Below are 18,732 nucleotides of genomic sequence, written 5' to 3'. Positions count from 1 at the left end.
TGTTTCATGTGGAAACATTCTAGTTATCACTTTTTAAAAAAAATACCTTTTTTATACTATTAAATTACCACTTCCAACTGTAAGCAACAGTTTTTACTTCTTTCGCTTTTCCTTTGACGGTAGGTGGAAGTTCTGGATAGTTCAGTTCGAATGCCGTTTTTCCACCTGAATTCAACCCAATATCTAATGAACCATTCAATACGCCTACCAATTTCCCTTCTCCATCATATAAACCAGATGCCAAACGAATGTCATCCGCTTTTTCATCCCCGTCATTTATCACATTCCCTGTGACAGAATAAGGATTATCTGAAAAATCACCGCTCAAAGCGTTCAACTTAACATTTTCCGTTTTTAAATAGGCTGGTTCCTCATCTGTTGTATCGAAATCTATATTAGAATACGCTTTATTGACCAATTTAGGGTCTTTCACAGAATCTAAAATAGTGGATTCACCAATATACGCCGTTTCACCTGGCATGATGACATCAGGTGTAGCCGTTATCATACTGGCCGTACCAAGGACGCTTCCGTCTTCCCCTTCAAAATTAATTTGGATATCACTTAACGAAGCAGGGGCATTTCCGGTATTTTTCACTTCGGCAGAATAGTTCACCCAAACAGAATCAATAGAATCTTTCCAAGCACCGAATGTTTCTTGCATTATTTCTACTTTCGCTTCTTTTTTATCTTTTTGTTCAGCTTTTGTATTGGTAGAAGAACCTTTCTCAGTTGAAACAGTTTGTTCCTCACCTGAACAGGCAGTCAATAGTAAAACCACCAACAAAAGACTCATACTCCATATTTTTTTCATTGAAATAATTCCTCCCTTTTACAACAGGAACTATATTACCATAGTTTTTAAGGATTTGGTTGAAAAAATCAAACCTTCAGTGCTTTACAAATGATGGACTAGAGAAGCATAGATCTTTGAATAGGTATTTATTCTATCTTGATTTCTAAAATATGTATTTATTTTTTTGTTTTACTATTTAACAAGACTTTCGACCTGGTGACATTCAAGGCATCGTTTTTTCATGAGACAAAAGGGCCCTTCTCTTTACGATTTCTATTAGTATATTATTCACTTTTACCATCTCTAAGATGATGCTTCAACCAAAATAAAAACTGCACCCCGCTTGTTAGGTCATGTCTAACAAGCGGGGTGCAGTTCACAGGGTATTGTTTTTATTAATACTTATCCTTTTACGTGTGTCACTTCTTTTAAAGAAATGACCGTATCGGCATCAGGGGTAACATAAACGGTTTGCTGTTGTTCATAGATGACAAACCCAGGTTTCGATCCATTTGGTTTCTTCACATGGCGAACTTGGGTGAAATCGACAGGCACCGAGCTTGATTGCTTGGCTTTGCTGAAGAATGCAGCTAAAGCGGCCGCTTCCTTTATCGTATTTTCACTTGGTGATTCATTCCGAATCACGACATGTGAGCCGGGAATATCCTTCGTATGAAGCCAGATTTCATCACGACGGGCAAATTTATTCGTCAAGTAATCATTTTGCTTATTATTTTTCCCGACAAATATGAGGTCTCCATCACTACTGTAATAAGTCTCAAGCTGCGGTTTGGCATTGGCAGGTTTTTTCATGCCCTTTTTCTTTTTCTGGCGGATGTACCCTTCTTCTTGTAGTTCTTCGCGTATTTCCTCGATATCTTTTGGTGAGGCAGACTGCAATTGCTGATGCAAGGCTTCAAAGTAAGCCAATTCCAGTTGGGCTTTTTCGATTTGCTCTTGGACGACAACGACCGCATTTTTGGACTTTTGATACTTTGAAAAGTACTTCTGTGCATTATCAGATGGGTTTTTTAATGGATTAAGCGGGATAACGACAGTCTCTTGATCTTCATTGTAATAATTGATGACCTCGATTTCCTTCATGCCTTTTTTCATTTGATATAAGTTGGCTGTCAGCAATTCACCGAACAGTTGGTATTGTTCCCCGCGTTCCGTTTCCTTTAGCGTACGTTCCAATTTGCCGATTTTTTTTGAGTTTTTTTCTATTTCATTCGTAATGAAGCGTTCTATATCCTGGCCCTTTTGCTTGACGCGGTCCCGTTCGGCTTTCCCAAAGTAATAGCGGTCAAGCATCTCGCTTAAGGATGGAAATGACCTTTCTTTACCCGTCAGGTGATTCAGGGAAAGCATATAGAAAACTTCTTTACTGCCATCTTGTTTGATGGTCGGGACATACTCTCGATCTGCAATCTCTTTTATGAGGCTAGAGAAAGCAGGTGGAAGTGTCGAACTGTTCGCCAAACCAGCACGGTAAACGGCCTCTTTAGCCGCTAGGGGTGAAACTCCTGAGAAATGGGCTACTAGCTGACGGTCAAGCTTTCCAGCATTAAAGTCCAGCGATTTCCTTATATCATCGTCAGTGGAGTCAAATGGATTTTGCTTCTCCTGTTCTGGGGGGAGAATGTATTCCTGGCCAGGTAATATCGCCCGGTGGCTGTTCACAGCGTGTGATACATGTTTGATGCTGTCTAAAATCATATTCCGCTCTTTATCAACTAAGATGATATTGCTGTGACGACCCATAATTTCGATGATTAGCTGTTTCTGGGAAACATCGCCCAGTTCATTTCTACCTTTCACTTCGAGGATGATCATCCGATCTAGCTCATGTTGATAGATGTCCTCGATTGTATATCCTTCCAGATGCTTCCTGAGCAGCATGCAGAACATTGGTGCCTCTTTCGGATTTTCATAGCTTTCTTCTGTCAGCTGTACCCTTGAATAGCTCGGGTGTGCAGATAATAGTAGCTTTTGATTTTTACCTCCAGCCCGAACCACCAGTATGATTTCGTTTTTATAGGGCTGATGCACTTTATTGATGCGCCCGCCTTTTAATAAAGAAGCGATTTCTTCCGTTATCGCTTTCGTGAATAATCCATCGAATGACATTCATTTTACTTCCTTTACATAAGATTTTCTATAAGGCTCTTTCAATAGCCGTTTTAAAATGGTTGCCTATATTACTGGAATAAACATGGGAATGAGTCTATTCCTGACATTCATTAATCCATCGGTAGGTCGGATAATCCGTTTGTGCAATTTCAGATTAATTATAGCATTTTTTTGGACGAGTCTGAATAATCATGGAAGAAGAGCAGTTGTTTTATGTAGTTTAGTATGCAGGCGGATGAGGGTGAGCAACGCTAAGTGCCTGTTTTGAGCATGTATACTGGGGCCTATTTCATTCTATTCAAAGGGATGTGTGATACTCGATGGAGTTCAAGGAAATGAATAAGCAAGAAATGGAGAAGGCGCTTCAAACGGACGTGAAAGCTGGTTTGAATGAGAAAGAAGTAAAGGACAGGCTGAACAAGCAAGGATTCAATGAACTGAAAGAAGGGGAAAAGCAATCTGCCATTTTACTGTTCTTCGCTCAATTTAAAGATTTTATGGTCATTGTCTTGCTTGCGGCAACCTTGGTCTCTGGCATCTTGGGTGAATATATCGATGCGATTGCCATCATTGCCATTGTTTTTTTAAATGGGGTACTTGGGTTTTTTCAAGAACGTAAGGCTGAAAAATCATTGGATGCCTTAAAGGAAATGACAGCCCCACAGGTTCAGGCATTAAGGAACGGGCAATGGCTGAAGATCCCTTCAAGGGAAGTGGTAGTAGGGGATATCTTGAAATTTGCAAGCGGGGACCGAATAGGGGCAGATTTACGGATCGTCGACCATTCCAGCCTTGAAATTGAAGAATCAGCTCTAACTGGCGAGTCCATTCCAGCCGTGAAATGCTCCGATCCATTAATGGGCGAGGCGGAAAGCATCGGGGATCAGGAAAATATGGCGTTCATGGGAACGATGGTCACTAGAGGAAATGGTATTGGAATTGTTGTCGCGACAGGAATGAACACAGCAATGGGGAAGATAGCGGACCTTCTTCAAACAGCAGAAACCAAGGAAACGCCACTACAACGACGATTGGAACAATTGGGAAAAATCTTAATCATTACCGCGTTGATCTTAACTGGAGTCGTCGTATTAACGGGTGTCCTTCAAGGGCATGATCTTTATACCATGTTTTTAGCCGGTGTTTCCTTGGCTGTTGCGGCCATCCCGGAAGGCTTGCCTGCCATTGTGACAGTAGCCTTGTCTCTTGGCGTTCAACGGATGATTAAACAAAAGGCCATTGTTAGGAAGTTGCCTGCGGTTGAAACGCTTGGATGTGCCACAGTGATATGTTCCGACAAAACTGGAACATTGACCCAGAATAAAATGACGGTTACGAAAATTTGGAGTGGCGGGAAGACATGGGATGTAAGTGGGACAGGATATCATCCGACTGGGGAGTTTTCTTCAGGAGGAGTTTCGGTCGCTCCAAAAAATGAAAAGGCTCTCCTCCAAATGGTGACATTTGGGATTCTTTGCAACAAAGCCGAGGTAAATGAGAGAGGAAAAGGATATGTCCTTGACGGAGATCCGACAGAAGGCGCGATGGTAGTAGCGGCGATGAAGGCGGGTTTGACGAGGGAGCATTTGTCAAACCAGTTCACGATCGTGAGGGAGTTTCCATTCGATTCTGAAAGGAAGATGATGAGTGTTGTAGTCAAGGATGATAAAGAAAACCATTTTGTCGTAGTAAAAGGGGCACCAGATGTTTTGCTAGCCCAGAGTGATACGATTTTAGTGGACGGTAGAACGGACCCGCTAAATCGGGAAAACAAGGAACGGGTTCAACTGAAAATGAATGAGCTTGCATCAAGTGCACTTCGGATGATTGCAGTGGGTTACAAACCACTTTCAAAGGGAACCATTCTACTCCATGAGACAGAGGCCGAACGGAATTTGACCTTCATGGGGCTGCAGGGCATGATAGACCCACCTCGTCCTGAAGTGAAACAAGCAGTTAAGGAATGCCGGGATGCGGGAATTAAAACGGTCATGATAACGGGCGACCATGTTATAACAGCCAGGGCTATTGCTAAAGATCTTGGTATTTTAAGAGGGAAAGACCGTGTACTCGAAGGTCATCAATTATCGGCGATGGAAGTTGACGAGCTCGAAGAAATCGTTGAAGGAGTGTCTGTGTTCGCCCGTGTTTCCCCGGAACATAAGTTGAAAATCGTGAAGGCTTTACAGAATAAAGGACATGTTGTTGCGATGACGGGAGATGGCGTCAATGACGCTCCGGCAATAAAGTCGGCCGATATCGGTATATCAATGGGCATCACGGGTACAGACGTCGCAAAGGAGGCTTCTTCCTTGATTTTGGTCGATGATAATTTCGCCACGATTAAATCGGCTATTAAAGAAGGAAGGAACATCTATGAAAACATTCGGAAGTTTATCCGGTATTTGTTGGCATCGAATGTTGGTGAAATTCTTGTCATGTTTTTCGCCATGCTTTGTGCCTTGCCTTTACCATTGATTCCCATTCAAATCCTATTCGTCAACTTGGTGACGGACGGACTCCCGGCGATGGCTTTGGGTCTCGATGATCCTGAAGAAGATGTGATGAAAAGGAATCCGAGAAATGCTAATGAAGGGGTTTTTGGGAGGGGACTAGGCTGGAAAATCCTCTCACGTGGTTTTTTAATTGGGATCTCGACGTTAATTGCCTTTTATGTGGTATATCGTGCGAATCCTGATAATCTTGCATATGCACAGACCATCGCATTTGCGACCCTTGTACTTGCCCAGTTGATCCATGTTTTTGACTGTCGGAGTGAAAAGTCCATTTTCTCAAGAAATCCGTTTGGCAATCTGTATTTAGTGGGAGCAGTGCTCTCTTCCCTGTTGTTAATGCTTGCTGTCATGTATGTACAGCCGCTACAGGCAATCTTTCACACCGTTCCGATTTCGGGCAGGGATTGGCTATTAGTGGTAGGAATGTCATCAATCCCAACTTTTTTACTGGCGGGAACCTTTTTAGCAAGAAAAGCACAATAAAATATGATATAATCTTTTAGGTGATAGAGTCTTTCTCTATTACCTTTTTATTTTTAGAACCTTTTATTTATACTGATCATGACGTGAAAATGCTGATATAGATTGAATGAACATACCAAGTTACTACATTATGTTTGATTGGAAGTGGAGACATGGTTACCAGTATGACGGGCTATGGAAGAGGAGAATCACAAAACGAACAGGTCAAGGTCTTTGCAGAAATCAAGACCGTCAACCATCGTTTCTGCGAATATACGATTCGAATGCCGCGCCAGCTGTTGGTTCTGGAAGAAAAAGTGAAAAAAATGGCGAGTGAATACATAAGAAGGGGACGGGTGGAACTCTTCATAACGGTCGAAGGGAAAAGCCTGGTTTCTAAAAATGTTGATATCGATTGGAATCTTGCAGATCAATATGTAAGCCTGATGGATGCAGTGAAGGGGAAATATAACCTTGGCGGTTCCATTTCGCTTCAAGATATACTGCAACTCGAATCGATTTTCTTGATGGAAGAAGTAGCGACCGTTCCTAGTGATTTGGAAAAGTTGCTTATGGAATCAGTAAAGGGTGCCCTAGAAAACCTGAAACAAATGCGTGTTCAGGAAGGACAGGGGCTGGCCAGTGATTTGCAAAGTCAGTTAAAGAAGTTTGCTGAGATTGTAGCGGGGGTCAAAACCTATGCGCCTTCTGTTGTAAAGCAATATAAGGATCGACTGACAATAAAGCTTTCCGAGTTGACTGATGGCATGATTGAAGATAGTCGCATTGTCACAGAGGCGGCCATATTTGCGGATAAATGTGATATAAATGAAGAATTGACTAGGCTCGATAGCCATGTGCAACAGTTTTCGGATACCCTTAAGCAAGGCCAACCGATTGGGAGGAAATTGGATTTTCTCGTTCAAGAGATGAACAGGGAAGTCAATACGATCGGTTCAAAGGCAAATGACTCAGCCATTACAAAAGAAGTGGTTGAAATGAAAAGCCTGCTTGAAAAATTGAAGGAACAGGTTCAAAATATCGAATAATCGGTTTATGATAACCCTGTCAAGGCGACAATAGAATATGAATGGGGGACAAAAATGTCAATTAAGCTCATTAATATTGGTTTTGGTAATATCGTTTCCGCAAATCGGATCGTATCCATTGTAAGTCCTGAATCTGCTCCAATAAAAAGGATTATCCAGGATGCCCGTGATCGCGGATCATTAATAGATGCTACATACGGCAGAAGAACAAGGGCCGTTATTATTACAGACAGCGACCATGTCATCTTATCCGCCGTTCAACCGGAAACGGTTGCAGCAAGGCTTCAAGATCGAGATGATAGCGTAGAAGAGGGGTAACTGAAAGATTATGAGAGAAAAAGGTTTATTAATTGTTTTGTCCGGCCCATCAGGTGTGGGTAAGGGTACCGTAAGAAAGGCAATCTTTTCTCAGCCGGGTACGGCATTCGAGTATTCAATTTCGATGACGACACGACTTCCACGGCAAGGTGAGGTGGATGGGGTAGATTATTTCTTTAAAAAGCGTGAGGATTTCGAAGCGTTGATTGAAGAAGGAAAGCTCCTGGAATATGCGGAGTTCGTCGGCAATTATTATGGAACACCTGTTGATTATGTCCGAGAAACGATTGATTCCGGAAAAGATGTTTTTCTTGAAATCGAAGTACAAGGAGCTAGGCAGGTTCGGGAAAAGTTTCCTGAAGGCCTATTCATTTTCCTTGCCCCGCCAAGCTTGAGTGAACTTGAAAGTCGGATCGTAACCCGTGGTACCGAGACGGAGGAAGCGATCAAAGGGCGCATGAAGGTGGCTAAAGAGGAAATAGAGCTTATGGATCTGTATGATTACGTCGTTGAAAATGACCATGTAGATGCTGCTTGTGCTAGAATTAATGCAATTGTAATTGCCGAACATTGCCGTCGGGAAAGAGTTGCTGTTCTTTATAAAAAAATGTTGGAGGCGGAATAAACTATGTTATATCCATCTATTGATTCATTATTACTGAAAATCGATTCAAAATACTCACTTGTATCTGTGGCAGCCAAGCGTGCTAGAGAAATGCAAATTAAAGATAACTGCATGATTGCTAAACCAGTTTCTCACAAATCAGTCGGTCGTGCCCTTGAAGAAATCTATTCTGGTAAATTATCATATGATAATTCATCTGAAGTAAAATAATTGAACACTTAAGCTTGACCTATCGGGCCTGACACCCTAACAGCAAACAGGATGCGTTACTTTTGGAACTTGCTTCCTTCCTGCGGCAAAGGTGTGTCAGGCCTGTTTGTTTTGATTTTGGATAGGAGCAAACAAACAGCAATCCAAAAAGCGGTTATGGACTTTATTGACACTTACCAAGGTTCTTGCGCATATATAATGAAATTTTACCTGTAAACCTTCATAATTAGTTAATAATAGAATGTATAGTTAGGGGAAATTTGCATGCTAATCGATAAAAAGGTTCTACTTTGTGTCACTGGCGGAATTGCTGTATATAAGGCTGCAGCCCTGACCAGTAAACTGACGCAGGCAGGGGCTCACGTTAAGGTGATCATGAGTGCCTCGGCGCGCCAATTCGTGACGCCTCTTACCTTTCAGGCACTTTCAAGACATGATGTTTATACCGATACATTTGATGAAAAAGATTCCTCGGTCATTGCCCATATCGACCTTGCTGATTGGGCGGATATTGTCCTGGTGGCGCCTGCCACAGCGAATGTTATTGGCAAGATAGCCAATGGCATCGCGGATGATATGATCACGACCACGTTGCTTGCAACGGAGGCCCCTGTTTGGGTAGCTCCGGCTATGAATGTCCATATGTACGCTCATCCGGCTGTGCAGAAGAATATGGAGACGCTTCGTACGTTTGGTTATCAATTCATAGAGCCCGGTGAAGGGTATTTGGCTTGCGGCTATGTAGGAAAGGGAAGACTGGAAGAACCGGAAACGATTGTACAACATCTACAAGAATACTTTGGGGAAGTTGGCTTGAAACCACTTAAGGGTAAGAAATTCTTAATCACGGCGGGGCCTACCCGTGAAGCAATCGATCCTGTACGCTTCGTGACGAACCATTCTAGTGGCAAGATGGGCTATGCCATTGCCGAGCAGGCAGCCAATCAGGGAGCCGATGTGACCTTGGTCACCGGGCCCGTGAGTTTGGCTCCGCCTTCGAAGGTGAAGGTCATTCCCGTCGAATCAGCCGCAGATATGTATGAAGCGGTGTTTGAGCAATTTGACTCGAGTGATGTGGTAATTATGACGGCTGCGGTTGCCGACTATAAACCCAAATTCTATCATGAACAGAAAATGAAAAAACAGCCTGGTGAAAATGTGATTGAATTTGAACGGACAAAGGACATTCTTATGGAATTGGGCAAGAATAAGACTCATCAGCTCTTAGTCGGTTTTGCAGCCGAAACGAATAATGTGGAAGAGTATGCAAAAGGGAAATTGGTGAAGAAGAATGCCGATATGATCGTAGCCAATAATGTTACGGTATCGGGTGCAGGCTTCGGCACGGATACAAATATTGTTACGATCTTTAATAAGGATGGGCGTTCCATCGAACTTCCAAAAATGAGTAAAGCGGATATCGCCAAAAGTATTTTGGCAGAAGTATCCTGCATGCAAAAGGATTGATGTCTAATGGATATTGCATCCGTCATAGTGGATGTACCTGCAAAACAAACGGATAGGGAATTCGATTATCGAATTCCTAAGAAATGGATCCAGGTCATTAAACCTGGCATGCGAGTCATTGTTCCATTTGGTCCCAGAATGGTGCAGGGATTCGTAACGGGGCTAAAAGATAAAAGTGAATTTGCTAAGCTCCGCCATATTAAAGAACTGATGGATTTGGAGCCTGTTTTAAATGATGAATTGCTGCAACTTGGTGACTGGTTGACGAAAGAGGCCATGTGTTTCAAAATTTCGGCGCTGCAAGCGATGCTACCGGCAGCAATGAAAGCAAAATATGAAAAAGTCATCAATATCGTAGACGGTAAAAAGGCCCAGCTGTCCACGATGATACAAGCTCTTTTTGGCAAGCATGATTCGCTATCATGGAAAGATGCGATAGAAGGGGAACATGCTTCCCTTCTTCAAAAAGAGTTGCAAAAAGGCAATTTAGAGTTAGTGTATTTTGTGAAAAACCGTCTCAATAAAAAGACGGTACGGGTTATAAAACCGTTAGTATCTCCAATGGAATTGAAAGAAATGGGTTCGTCGCTATCCGGAAATGCAAGAAAACAGCAGGAGCTCATCCAATATTTCATTGAACACCCAGACCCGATACCGCTTAAGGAGCTTCTTGAATTGGTTAATGCTTCTAGTGGGACGGTGAAGTCCCTTGTGGCAAAAGGGGCATTGGTCGAACTGGAACAAGAAGTATACCGCGACCCTTATGAAAACCGTGTATTTAATAAATCCAATCCCTTCACATTAACAGATGAGCAGGCTGCCGCGCTTGGGCCCATTCAGGAGAAGATTAAACAGGACGAACATGACGTTTTCCTTTTATATGGTGTAACGGGAAGTGGGAAGACAGAAGTGTATTTACAGGCCATCGCTTCGGTTATGGAGAAAGGGAAGGAAGCCATCATGTTGGTTCCGGAAATTTCTTTGACTCCCCAAACGGTGAAACGGTTTAAAGAACGCTTTGGCGAGCAGGTTGCGGTCATGCATAGTGGTTTATCCGTTGGAGAAAAATATGATGAGTGGAGGAAAATTCATCGTAAAGAAGTAAAAGTAGTGGTAGGGGCACGGTCGGCCGTTTTTGCTCCATTTGAGAATCTTGGGATCGTCATCATTGATGAAGAGCATGAGGCGAGTTACAAGCAAGAAGAAAATCCGCGTTATCATGCAAGGGATGTTGCGATTGAACGAGCGAAATCCTATCAATGCCCTGTCATCCTCGGAAGTGCCACCCCTACCCTAGAATCCTTTGCCCGTGCCAAGAAAAATGTCTATCAGTTATTGACCCTCAGTCAGCGGATGAATAAACATGCTATGCCTGCAGTCGATATCGTGGATATGAGGGAAGAACTAAGATCGGGAAACCGCTCAATGTTTTCCGAACTGCTATTCACGAAGTTGCAAGATCGGCTCGAAAAGGGACAGCAGACGGTACTGATGTTAAATAAGCGTGGGCATTCCTCCTTTGTCATGTGCCGTAGTTGTGGATTGGTGATCAACTGTCCAAATTGTGATATTTCCCTCACTTACCATCGCTTTAATGATATAATGAAATGCCATTATTGCGGGTTTGAGGAAGGGATGCCTTCTGTGTGTCCCGAGTGTGAGAGTGACCATATCCGATTCTTTGGAACGGGTACACAGAAGGTGGAGGAAGAACTTGCCAAGATCCTCCCTGATGCAAGAGTAATTCGGATGGATGTCGATACGACGAGTAGGAAGGGATCACATGAGCGGCTGCTGAATGCATTCGGTGAAGGGAAAGCGGATATACTGCTTGGAACCCAAATGATTGCCAAGGGCCTTGATTTCCCGAATATTACGTTGGTTGGCGTGCTTTCAGCCGATACGATGCTGCATTTGCCTGATTTCCGTTCTTCGGAAAAGACATTCCAGCTATTGACGCAAGTCAGCGGAAGGGCAGGGCGACATACACTTCCTGGTGAAGTGGTGATCCAAACCTATACGCCTGAGCATTACAGTATAGAGCTTTCCGCTATGCAGGATTACGATGCATTTTATGAAAGGGAGATGTACATCCGGAGGCAAGCCCATTATCCTCCTTATTATTATGTAATCCTCGTAACGGTTTCTCATGAGGACTTGATGAAAACCGTGAGTGTGACGGATAAGATTACTAATTTCCTGAGTTCGCGACTGCATAAGGATTCTATCGTCCTCGGGCCGGTCGCCTCCCCAATTAGTCGAATCAACAATAGATATCGATACCAATGTCTGATAAAATACAAACGAGAGCCGGAGCTTTATCACCATTTACGAACGCTTTTGGAGCATTATCAAAAGGAAACGGCCCAAAATCACCTGCAGATTTCCATTGATTTAAATCCGCAGATTATGATGTAGTTGTTATGATATCGCGAGCTGTTCAGGCTTGCGTTTTTATATAGTAAGTTTTGTTTTTTTATATTAGGAGGGTACTTTTCGCTTTGACTATTTTACCGATTGTCATGTTTCCTGAAAAAATTTTACAACAAAAATGCGCTAAAATAACAAGTTTTGATAAAAAATTGGCAAAGCTGTTAAATAATATGTACGAAACGATGGTTGAAGCGGATGGAGTGGGTCTTGCAGCCCCACAAGTGGGCGTGAAAAAACAAGTCGCCGTCGTAGAGATAGAGGAAGGATCAGGTGTCATTGAATTGATCAATCCGGAAGTGCTGGAAGTCGAGGGAGAACAGACAGGCGTTGAAGGCTGTCTAAGTTTTCCAGACCTATATGGGGAAGTGTCCCGTCCATACCGTGTCAAAGTGCGTGCACAGGACAGGAAGGGGAATTTTTTCGAAATAGAAGCTGAAGGTTTCCTGGCTAGGGCCATCCAGCATGAAATGGATCATTTGCAAGGGGTACTATTTACAAGTAAAGTGTCCCGATATATTACAGAGGAAGAGTTAGAAAGGTTTGAAGAAAAATGACAAAAATTATTTTTATGGGGACGCCGGACTTTTCAGTACCGGTGCTTAAGCGAATCATTGACGAGGGGTATGAAGTGATTGCTGTCGTCACTCAGCCGGATCGTCCGGTTGGCAGGAAAAGAGTCTTGACTCCACCACCGGTTAAAGTTGAAGCAATCAAACAAGGGATACCCGTTTACCAGCCAGAGAAAATCCGTGAAAAAGAAGAATTGGAAAAGATCATCCGTTTAAAACCGGACTTAGTGGTGACGGCGGCTTTCGGACAAATTCTTCCTAATGAGTTATTGGAAGCTCCTAAATTTGGCTGTATTAATGTACATGCCTCATTACTACCTGAACTACGTGGCGGAGCGCCTATTCACTACTCCATCTTACAAGGTAAAGAAAAGACGGGAATCACCATCATGTATATGGCTGAGAAATTAGATGCCGGAGATATTTTAACTCAGGCAGAAGTGGTCATCGAAGAACTAGATAATGTCGGTACGATGCATGATAAGTTGAGTAAGGTCGGTGCGGATTTACTTGCCGACACATTGCCGAAGTTATTGAATGCTGAGCTATCCCCAATTAAGCAAGACGAGGAAAAGGCAACTTTTGCTCCCAACATTAAACGATCAGAGGAAAAAATCGACTGGTCGAAAACGGGAGAGGCCATCTATAATCATGTCCGCGGCTTGAATCCTTGGCCTGTTGCCTATACACTCGTAAACGGGTCTGTCCTGAAAATCTGGCAGACAAAGAAAGTTAAAGGTAACGCTCAAACAAGCCCCGGAACGATCATTGAGGTGCTTGATGAAGGAATGGTCGTGGCGACTGGAAATGAAACGGCGATTCTCATCACCGAACTACAACCATCAGGTAAGAAAAAAATGCCAGCGAAGAATTACTTGATTGGTGCGGGTTCATTCATTAAAGCAGGTATAAAGTTAGGAGAAACTAATGACACAAACTAAAAAGGGAGTACGCGATATTGCTCTCGACATCTTGGAATCTGTAGAGAAAAATCAATCTTATAGCAACCTGTTACTTAATAATTTGATTAAAAAGCATCAATTGTCTGCAGTGGATAGTGGATTGTTAACAGGAATCAGCTACGGAACGATCCAGCGGAAGATGACATTGGATTACTATCTACAGCCATATATAAAAAATCCTAAAAAAACGCAAAGCTGGGTCATTAACCTTCTTAGGCTTTCCGTATACCAAATGGTTTATTTAGATAAAGTGCCAGATCATGCGATTATTTTCGAAGCTGTCGAGATATCGAAAAAACGCGGGCATAAAGGAACGCAGTCAATGGTCAATGGGGTGCTCCGCAATATCCAAAGAAATGGTGTTGCATCATTTGATGATATCAAGGACGACCGTGAACGCCTATCAATTGAAGTGAGTCATCCATTATGGTTGATAAACCGTTGGGTTGAGCAATATGGGTATGAGAAAACAAAGGAAATGTGTGAAATTAACTTAATGGCTCCATTACAGACGGGACGAGTTAACTTGAAACAGATTTCCCGCAGTGAATTAATCAGTATTTTGACTGAAGAGGGATATGATGTGGAAGCCAGTGAATTCGTGCCGGAATCCATTATCAGTTACAAAGGGAACCTGGCACATTCCGAAAGCTATAAATTAGGTCTTCTTTCCATTCAGGACGAAAGTTCGATGCTGGTCGCCCATGCGCTTGGTGCACATGATAACGATGCAGTTTTGGACTGTTGCGCAGCGCCAGGAGGCAAGTCAATGCATATTGCCGAAGGTCTGACGACGGGACAAGTATATGCTCTTGACCTTCATGAACATAAGGTTAAGCTCATCAAGGAACAGGCAGAGCGACTAAAGTTAAGGAACAACATTAAAACGCAGGTCTTAGATAGCAGACACGTTCAGGAACACTTCAATAAAGAAGGGTTTGACAGAATCCTGATAGATGCTCCTTGCTCCGGATTAGGAGTAATGCGTCGTAAGCCTGATGTGAAGTATACAAAAACAAATAATGATATAATGAAACTTTCAAACATACAGAAACAATTATTGGAAGCAGCTGCTCCGCTCCTGAAACAAGGTGGACAGTTAGTATATAGTACATGCACAGTGGACAAAGAAGAAAATGACAGAGTAGCAGCGACGTTCTTGGAACAACATCCGGAGTTCGAAAGCGATACAACATTGTCTGAAAGAATGCCCGAAAGTGTTCAACCATTTGTTGAAGGTCATACCTTGCAAGTGTTCCCGCAATATTTTAGCAGTGACGGTTTCTTTATTGCGAGTTTTAGAAAGAAGGTGCTGTAATGGCAGAGATTACGAAATCATCAAGAGTGAGAAAAGACACAACACCAGAAAAACCATCGATTTATTCGTTGGAGCTTCATCAAATTAAAGAATGGTTGGTTGAAAACGGTGAGAAAGCTTTCCGTGCGGACCAAGTTTATGACTGGCTTTATAAAAAACGCGTTTCAAGTTTTGAGGATATGTCTAACCTATCTAAGACATTGCGAGATAAATTGGAAGATCAATTCACTTTCACGACGTTAAAGACATTGATCCAACAAACATCCAATGATGGAACGATGAAGTTCTTATTTGAATTGCATGACGGGTACTCAATTGAAACCGTATTAATGCGCCATGAATATGGGAATTCCATCTGTGTAACGACACAGGTAGGCTGTAGAATCGGTTGCACATTCTGTGCATCGACGCTTGGTGGTTTAAAACGTAATCTTGAATCAGGGGAAATCGTTGCCCAGGTCGTCAAGGTCCAACAAGCACTTGATGAAGTTGAAGAACGCGTTAGCTCGGTCGTTATCATGGGAATCGGCGAACCATTCGATAACTATGATAATATGATGTCTTTCCTTAAAAATATCAACCATGAAAAAGGGTTGAACATCGGTGCTCGCCATATCACCGTTTCGACTAGTGGGATCATTCCTAAAATCTATAAATTTGCCGAAGAAAGCATGCAAATCAATTTTGCTGTATCACTTCACGCGCCGAACACTGAGTTGAGAAGTAAATTGATGCCGATAAATAAGGCTTATAAGCTTCCTGACTTGATTGAAGCCATCAAATACTACACGGAAAAAACAGGACGCCGTGTCAGCTTTGAATATGGTCTATTCGGTGGAGAAAATGACTCAGTAGAGCACGCTGAAGAACTGGCCGATTTAATAGAAGACATCAAGTGCCATGTCAATTTAATTCCGGTTAACTATGTACCGGAACGCAACTATGTACGTACACCTCGGGATAAGATTTTTGAGTTTGAAAAAACATTGAAAAAACGTGGCATTAATGTAACAATTCGAAGAGAACAAGGCAGTGACATTGACGCAGCCTGTGGCCAGCTTCGGGCTAAGGAGCGTAAAGAAGAGACGAGGTGACCCTATGAGGGCAATATTCAAGACTGACCGTGGGAAAGTCCGCCAACATAATGAAGATAATGGGGGAGTTTTTAGTAATCCGGAAGGCGTACGCCTTGCCATCGTTGCAGATGGCATGGGCGGCCACCGTGCCGGGGATGTAGCGAGTGGGATGACGATTGACCTTTTGAAGGAAAGATGGGAAGAGTCAAGTGGTATTGAGACGGCAAATGATGCTGAAAATTGGTTGAAAACACAGATCCTCCTTGTCAATCAATTGCTTTTTGAACATGCCGAAGCGAACCTGGAATGTAAGGGCATGGGTACAACCATTGTTGCGGCAATATGCACAGATAAATTTGCAACCATCGCAAACATCGGGGACAGCCGGTGTTATTTGTATAACGAAAGCGGATTCAAGCAGGTCACGGAAGACCATTCGCTTGTTAATGAGCTGGTCCGTTCTGGTCAGATCACGAAGGAAGACGCTGAGCATCATCCAAGGAAAAATGTGTTGTTGCGTGCATTGGGTACTGAACTGCAAGTGGAAATGGACATTACGACAGTCATTTTCGAAGAGCAGGATATGCTTTTGCTTTGCTCTGATGGCTTAACGAATAAAGTAAGTGAAGTGGAACTCGAAGAAATGGTTAACAATGGACATTCACTTGAAGAAAAGGCACAGTCGTTAATAGAAATGGCCAATAACTATGGTGGAGAAGATAATATCACCCTTGTGCTTGTTCAATTTATTGATGAAAGCGAAAGCAGGTGAACTCAATGTTGATTGGTAGAAGGATCAACGGCCGTTATAAACTGATCGAGATGGTCGGTGGTGGCGGTATGGCGAATGTTTACCTTGCAAGAGATATGATTTTGGACCGTGATGTTGCCTTGAAGATCCTGAGGATGGATTTTAATAATGACGATGAATTCATTAAACGCTTTAATCGGGAAGCGCAATCAGCAACGAGTCTAGCCCATCCGAATATTGTCAGTATCTATGATGTCGGAGAAGAAAATGATATCTACTATATCGTCATGGAATATGTGGACGGGTTTACTTTAAAGCAATACATACAAAAATACTATCCAATTCCGGTTGAAAAAGCCTTAGATATCATGAAGCAAATTACGGCTGCCATCTCCCATGCCCACCATAACGGAATCATCCATAGGGACATCAAGCCTCAGAATATCCTGATTGATAAAGAAGGAACCGTTAAAATCACTGATTTTGGAATTGCCCTTGCTCTAAGTGCCACGAATATAACCCAGACAAATGCAGTTTTAGGTTCTGTTCATTACTTGTCTCCAGAACAGGCAAGAGGCGGCATGGCCAATAAGAAATCGGATATCTACTCTCTGGGTATCGTGATGTTTGAGATTTTAACTGGCAGGCTCCCTTTTTCAGGTGAATCTGCAGTTTCCATTGCGTTAAAGCATCTCCAGTCGGAAACCCCATCGCCAAAGCGTTGGAATCCTGATATACCGCAAAGTGTGGAAAATATTATTCTAAAAGCAACGGCAAAAGATTCATATTATCGTTATGAAAGCGTCGATTCAATGGAAGATGACATTCGAACTTCGCTTGATCCAGAGCGCTTAAATGAATTGCCTTTTGTCATTCCGGAAGATCATGATGCAACAAAAGCCATCCCCATCATCACGAATGACCAGCTGTCAAGCATAGATGAGACAATCATAAGAGGACCGGAAAAAAATGCGAGCGTAGTTGAACAAGATGAACAAAGTGATGAGCCAGCTACAGCGACTAAGCTTAAAAAGAAACAGAAAAAACAAAAAACGAAATCGAAGCAAAAAAGTAATCGGCGCATAAAATGGCCTGCGATTTTAGTTACCATCTTTTTGGTTTTAGCGGTGGTTGCCATTTTATCCATTACCGTTTTTCCATCCATGCTTGGCACTAAAGAAGTGACCGTCCCTGACTTAAAAGGGGAGGAGCTGGATGATGCCATTTCTACCTTGGTGGAATTAGGACTTGTCACGGGGGACACGATTGAGATTAATGATGAAGAGGTCGAAAAAGGTCTCGTCATCAAGACCAACCCTAAAGAAGGTAAGCTGGTCAAAGAAGGCGCTAAAATAGATATCTATCAAAGCATTGGTAAAGAAACGATTACATTGTCTAGCTATGAAGGAAGAAAGTATGATGATATCGAGAGTATGCTCAATAAGATGGGCTTCAAGGACGTTGCAGTGACAGAGGTATTTGATGAAAGCGAGCCGGGGACGATCATTGATCAAGATCCTTCAGGAGGCTTTGAAGTCATTGCTTCGGAAACGGAGCTAGAACTCATGGTCAGTAAGGGTGCCGATCGATTAACATTAAAGAACCTAACTGGTTTCAATGAGACGGCTTTGAATGATTACTCCAATGAAAGTGGAATAAAAATTGCCGTCGAAAAAAAGGTGTATACGGACTTAGTGGCCGAGGGACTTGTTATTTCGCAGGAACCTGCACCATCTACTAAAGTGGACAAGGGAAGTACGGTAAGCGTGGTCCTTTCAAAAGGGAAAGAAGAGATTCCACCAAAGACGGTGACAGAGGAAATCACGATCGAATATGACCCTGTAGAGCCCGGTAAACCACAGCAAGTTCAAATCTTCATTGAAGACATCAATAATAGCATGACAGAGCCCTATGATACTTTTTCGCTCTTGGAAACTGAAGAAAAAGAGATCAAATTCTTGGTGTCCAAAGATAAGAAAGCCGGATATAAAGTCATGCGTGACGGACAGGTGATTAAGGAGAAAACCATCACTTATCCGGAATGAAT

Annotated in this window: 15 protein-coding genes; 13 read left to right on the top strand and 2 right to left on the bottom strand. The window is 42.7% G+C overall.

Translation table 11 applies throughout. The features are described from left to right. Positions 1-64 precede the first annotated feature (64 nt). Positions 65-814: a hypothetical protein gene (locus ACIQXH_RS09390; protein ID WP_403123221.1), complete on the bottom strand. Its 750-nt coding sequence runs from the start codon at positions 812-814 to the stop codon at positions 65-67. 384 nt (positions 815-1,198) lie between these two features. After that, positions 1,199-2,926: an Rqc2 family fibronectin-binding protein gene (locus ACIQXH_RS09385; RefSeq protein ID WP_402868224.1), complete on the bottom strand. Its 1,728-nt coding sequence runs from the start codon at positions 2,924-2,926 to the stop codon at positions 1,199-1,201. A 323-nt stretch (positions 2,927-3,249) separates the two neighbouring features. Here ACIQXH_RS09385 and ACIQXH_RS09380 point away from each other — a divergent pair, with 323 nt between their 5' ends. From ACIQXH_RS09380 to pknB, 13 genes are all read left to right on the top strand, one after another. Continuing rightward, positions 3,250-5,928: a calcium-translocating P-type ATPase, SERCA-type gene (locus ACIQXH_RS09380; protein WP_402868226.1), complete on the top strand. Its 2,679-nt coding sequence runs from the start codon at positions 3,250-3,252 to the stop codon at positions 5,926-5,928. A gap of 152 nt (positions 5,929-6,080) precedes the next feature. After that, positions 6,081-6,956 carry a YicC/YloC family endoribonuclease gene (locus ACIQXH_RS09375; protein ID WP_402868228.1) on the top strand — a complete coding sequence of 292 codons (876 nt, stop codon included), beginning with the start codon at positions 6,081-6,083 and terminating at the stop codon, positions 6,954-6,956. A 54-nt stretch (positions 6,957-7,010) separates the two neighbouring features. Continuing rightward, entirely contained in the window at positions 7,011-7,274 is a 264-nt protein-coding gene (remA, locus tag ACIQXH_RS09370) for an extracellular matrix/biofilm regulator RemA (RefSeq protein ID WP_034313813.1), read from the top strand. 10 nt (positions 7,275-7,284) lie between these two features. Further along, on the top strand, positions 7,285-7,899 hold the full coding sequence (gmk, locus tag ACIQXH_RS09365; RefSeq protein WP_402868230.1) for a guanylate kinase: 615 nt from the start codon (positions 7,285-7,287) through the stop codon (positions 7,897-7,899). Positions 7,900-7,902: 3 nt separating this feature from the next. Next, the gene (gene rpoZ, locus ACIQXH_RS09360; RefSeq protein WP_402868232.1) at positions 7,903-8,109 is read left to right on the top strand and encodes a DNA-directed RNA polymerase subunit omega; all 207 of its coding nucleotides are present in this window, start codon (positions 7,903-7,905) and stop codon (positions 8,107-8,109) included. A gap of 264 nt (positions 8,110-8,373) precedes the next feature. Continuing rightward, the gene (gene coaBC, locus ACIQXH_RS09355; protein ID WP_402868234.1) at positions 8,374-9,576 is read left to right on the top strand and encodes a bifunctional phosphopantothenoylcysteine decarboxylase/phosphopantothenate--cysteine ligase CoaBC; all 1,203 of its coding nucleotides are present in this window, start codon (positions 8,374-8,376) and stop codon (positions 9,574-9,576) included. 6 nt (positions 9,577-9,582) lie between these two features. Then, complete coding sequence (priA, locus tag ACIQXH_RS09350; protein WP_402868236.1) at positions 9,583-11,994, top strand: primosomal protein N'; 2,412 nt, start codon at positions 9,583-9,585, stop codon at positions 11,992-11,994. An 83-nt stretch (positions 11,995-12,077) separates the two neighbouring features. Then, positions 12,078-12,563: a peptide deformylase gene (gene def / locus ACIQXH_RS09345; RefSeq protein ID WP_402868238.1), complete on the top strand. Its 486-nt coding sequence runs from the start codon at positions 12,078-12,080 to the stop codon at positions 12,561-12,563. Then, on the top strand, positions 12,560-13,519 hold the full coding sequence (fmt, locus tag ACIQXH_RS09340) for a methionyl-tRNA formyltransferase (protein ID WP_403080022.1): 960 nt from the start codon (positions 12,560-12,562) through the stop codon (positions 13,517-13,519). The genes def and fmt overlap by 4 nt, the downstream gene beginning before the upstream one ends. Then, the gene (gene rsmB, locus ACIQXH_RS09335) at positions 13,506-14,858 is read left to right on the top strand and encodes a 16S rRNA (cytosine(967)-C(5))-methyltransferase RsmB (RefSeq protein ID WP_403080020.1); all 1,353 of its coding nucleotides are present in this window, start codon (positions 13,506-13,508) and stop codon (positions 14,856-14,858) included. Before fmt ends, rsmB begins: the two co-directional genes overlap by 14 nt. Next, entirely contained in the window at positions 14,858-15,952 is a 1,095-nt protein-coding gene (gene rlmN / locus ACIQXH_RS09330; RefSeq protein ID WP_402868244.1) for a dual-specificity RNA methyltransferase RlmN, read from the top strand. The genes rsmB and rlmN overlap by 1 nt, the downstream gene beginning before the upstream one ends. A 4-nt stretch (positions 15,953-15,956) precedes the next feature. Beyond that, positions 15,957-16,706, top strand: coding sequence for a Stp1/IreP family PP2C-type Ser/Thr phosphatase (locus tag ACIQXH_RS09325; RefSeq protein ID WP_402868245.1), 750 nt, complete (start codon positions 15,957-15,959; stop codon positions 16,704-16,706). 5 nt (positions 16,707-16,711) lie between these two features. Beyond that, on the top strand, positions 16,712-18,730 hold the full coding sequence (gene pknB / locus ACIQXH_RS09320; protein WP_403123219.1) for a Stk1 family PASTA domain-containing Ser/Thr kinase: 2,019 nt from the start codon (positions 16,712-16,714) through the stop codon (positions 18,728-18,730). Positions 18,731-18,732 lie beyond the last annotated feature (2 nt).

The sequence above is a fragment of the Peribacillus sp. NPDC097225 genome (assembly GCF_044761955.1).
In the GTDB taxonomy this organism is placed as follows: Bacteria; Bacillota; Bacilli; order Bacillales; family DSM-1321; genus Peribacillus.
Note: the sequence above shows the minus strand (reverse complement) of the source record. Positions and strands in the feature narration are given on the sequence as shown.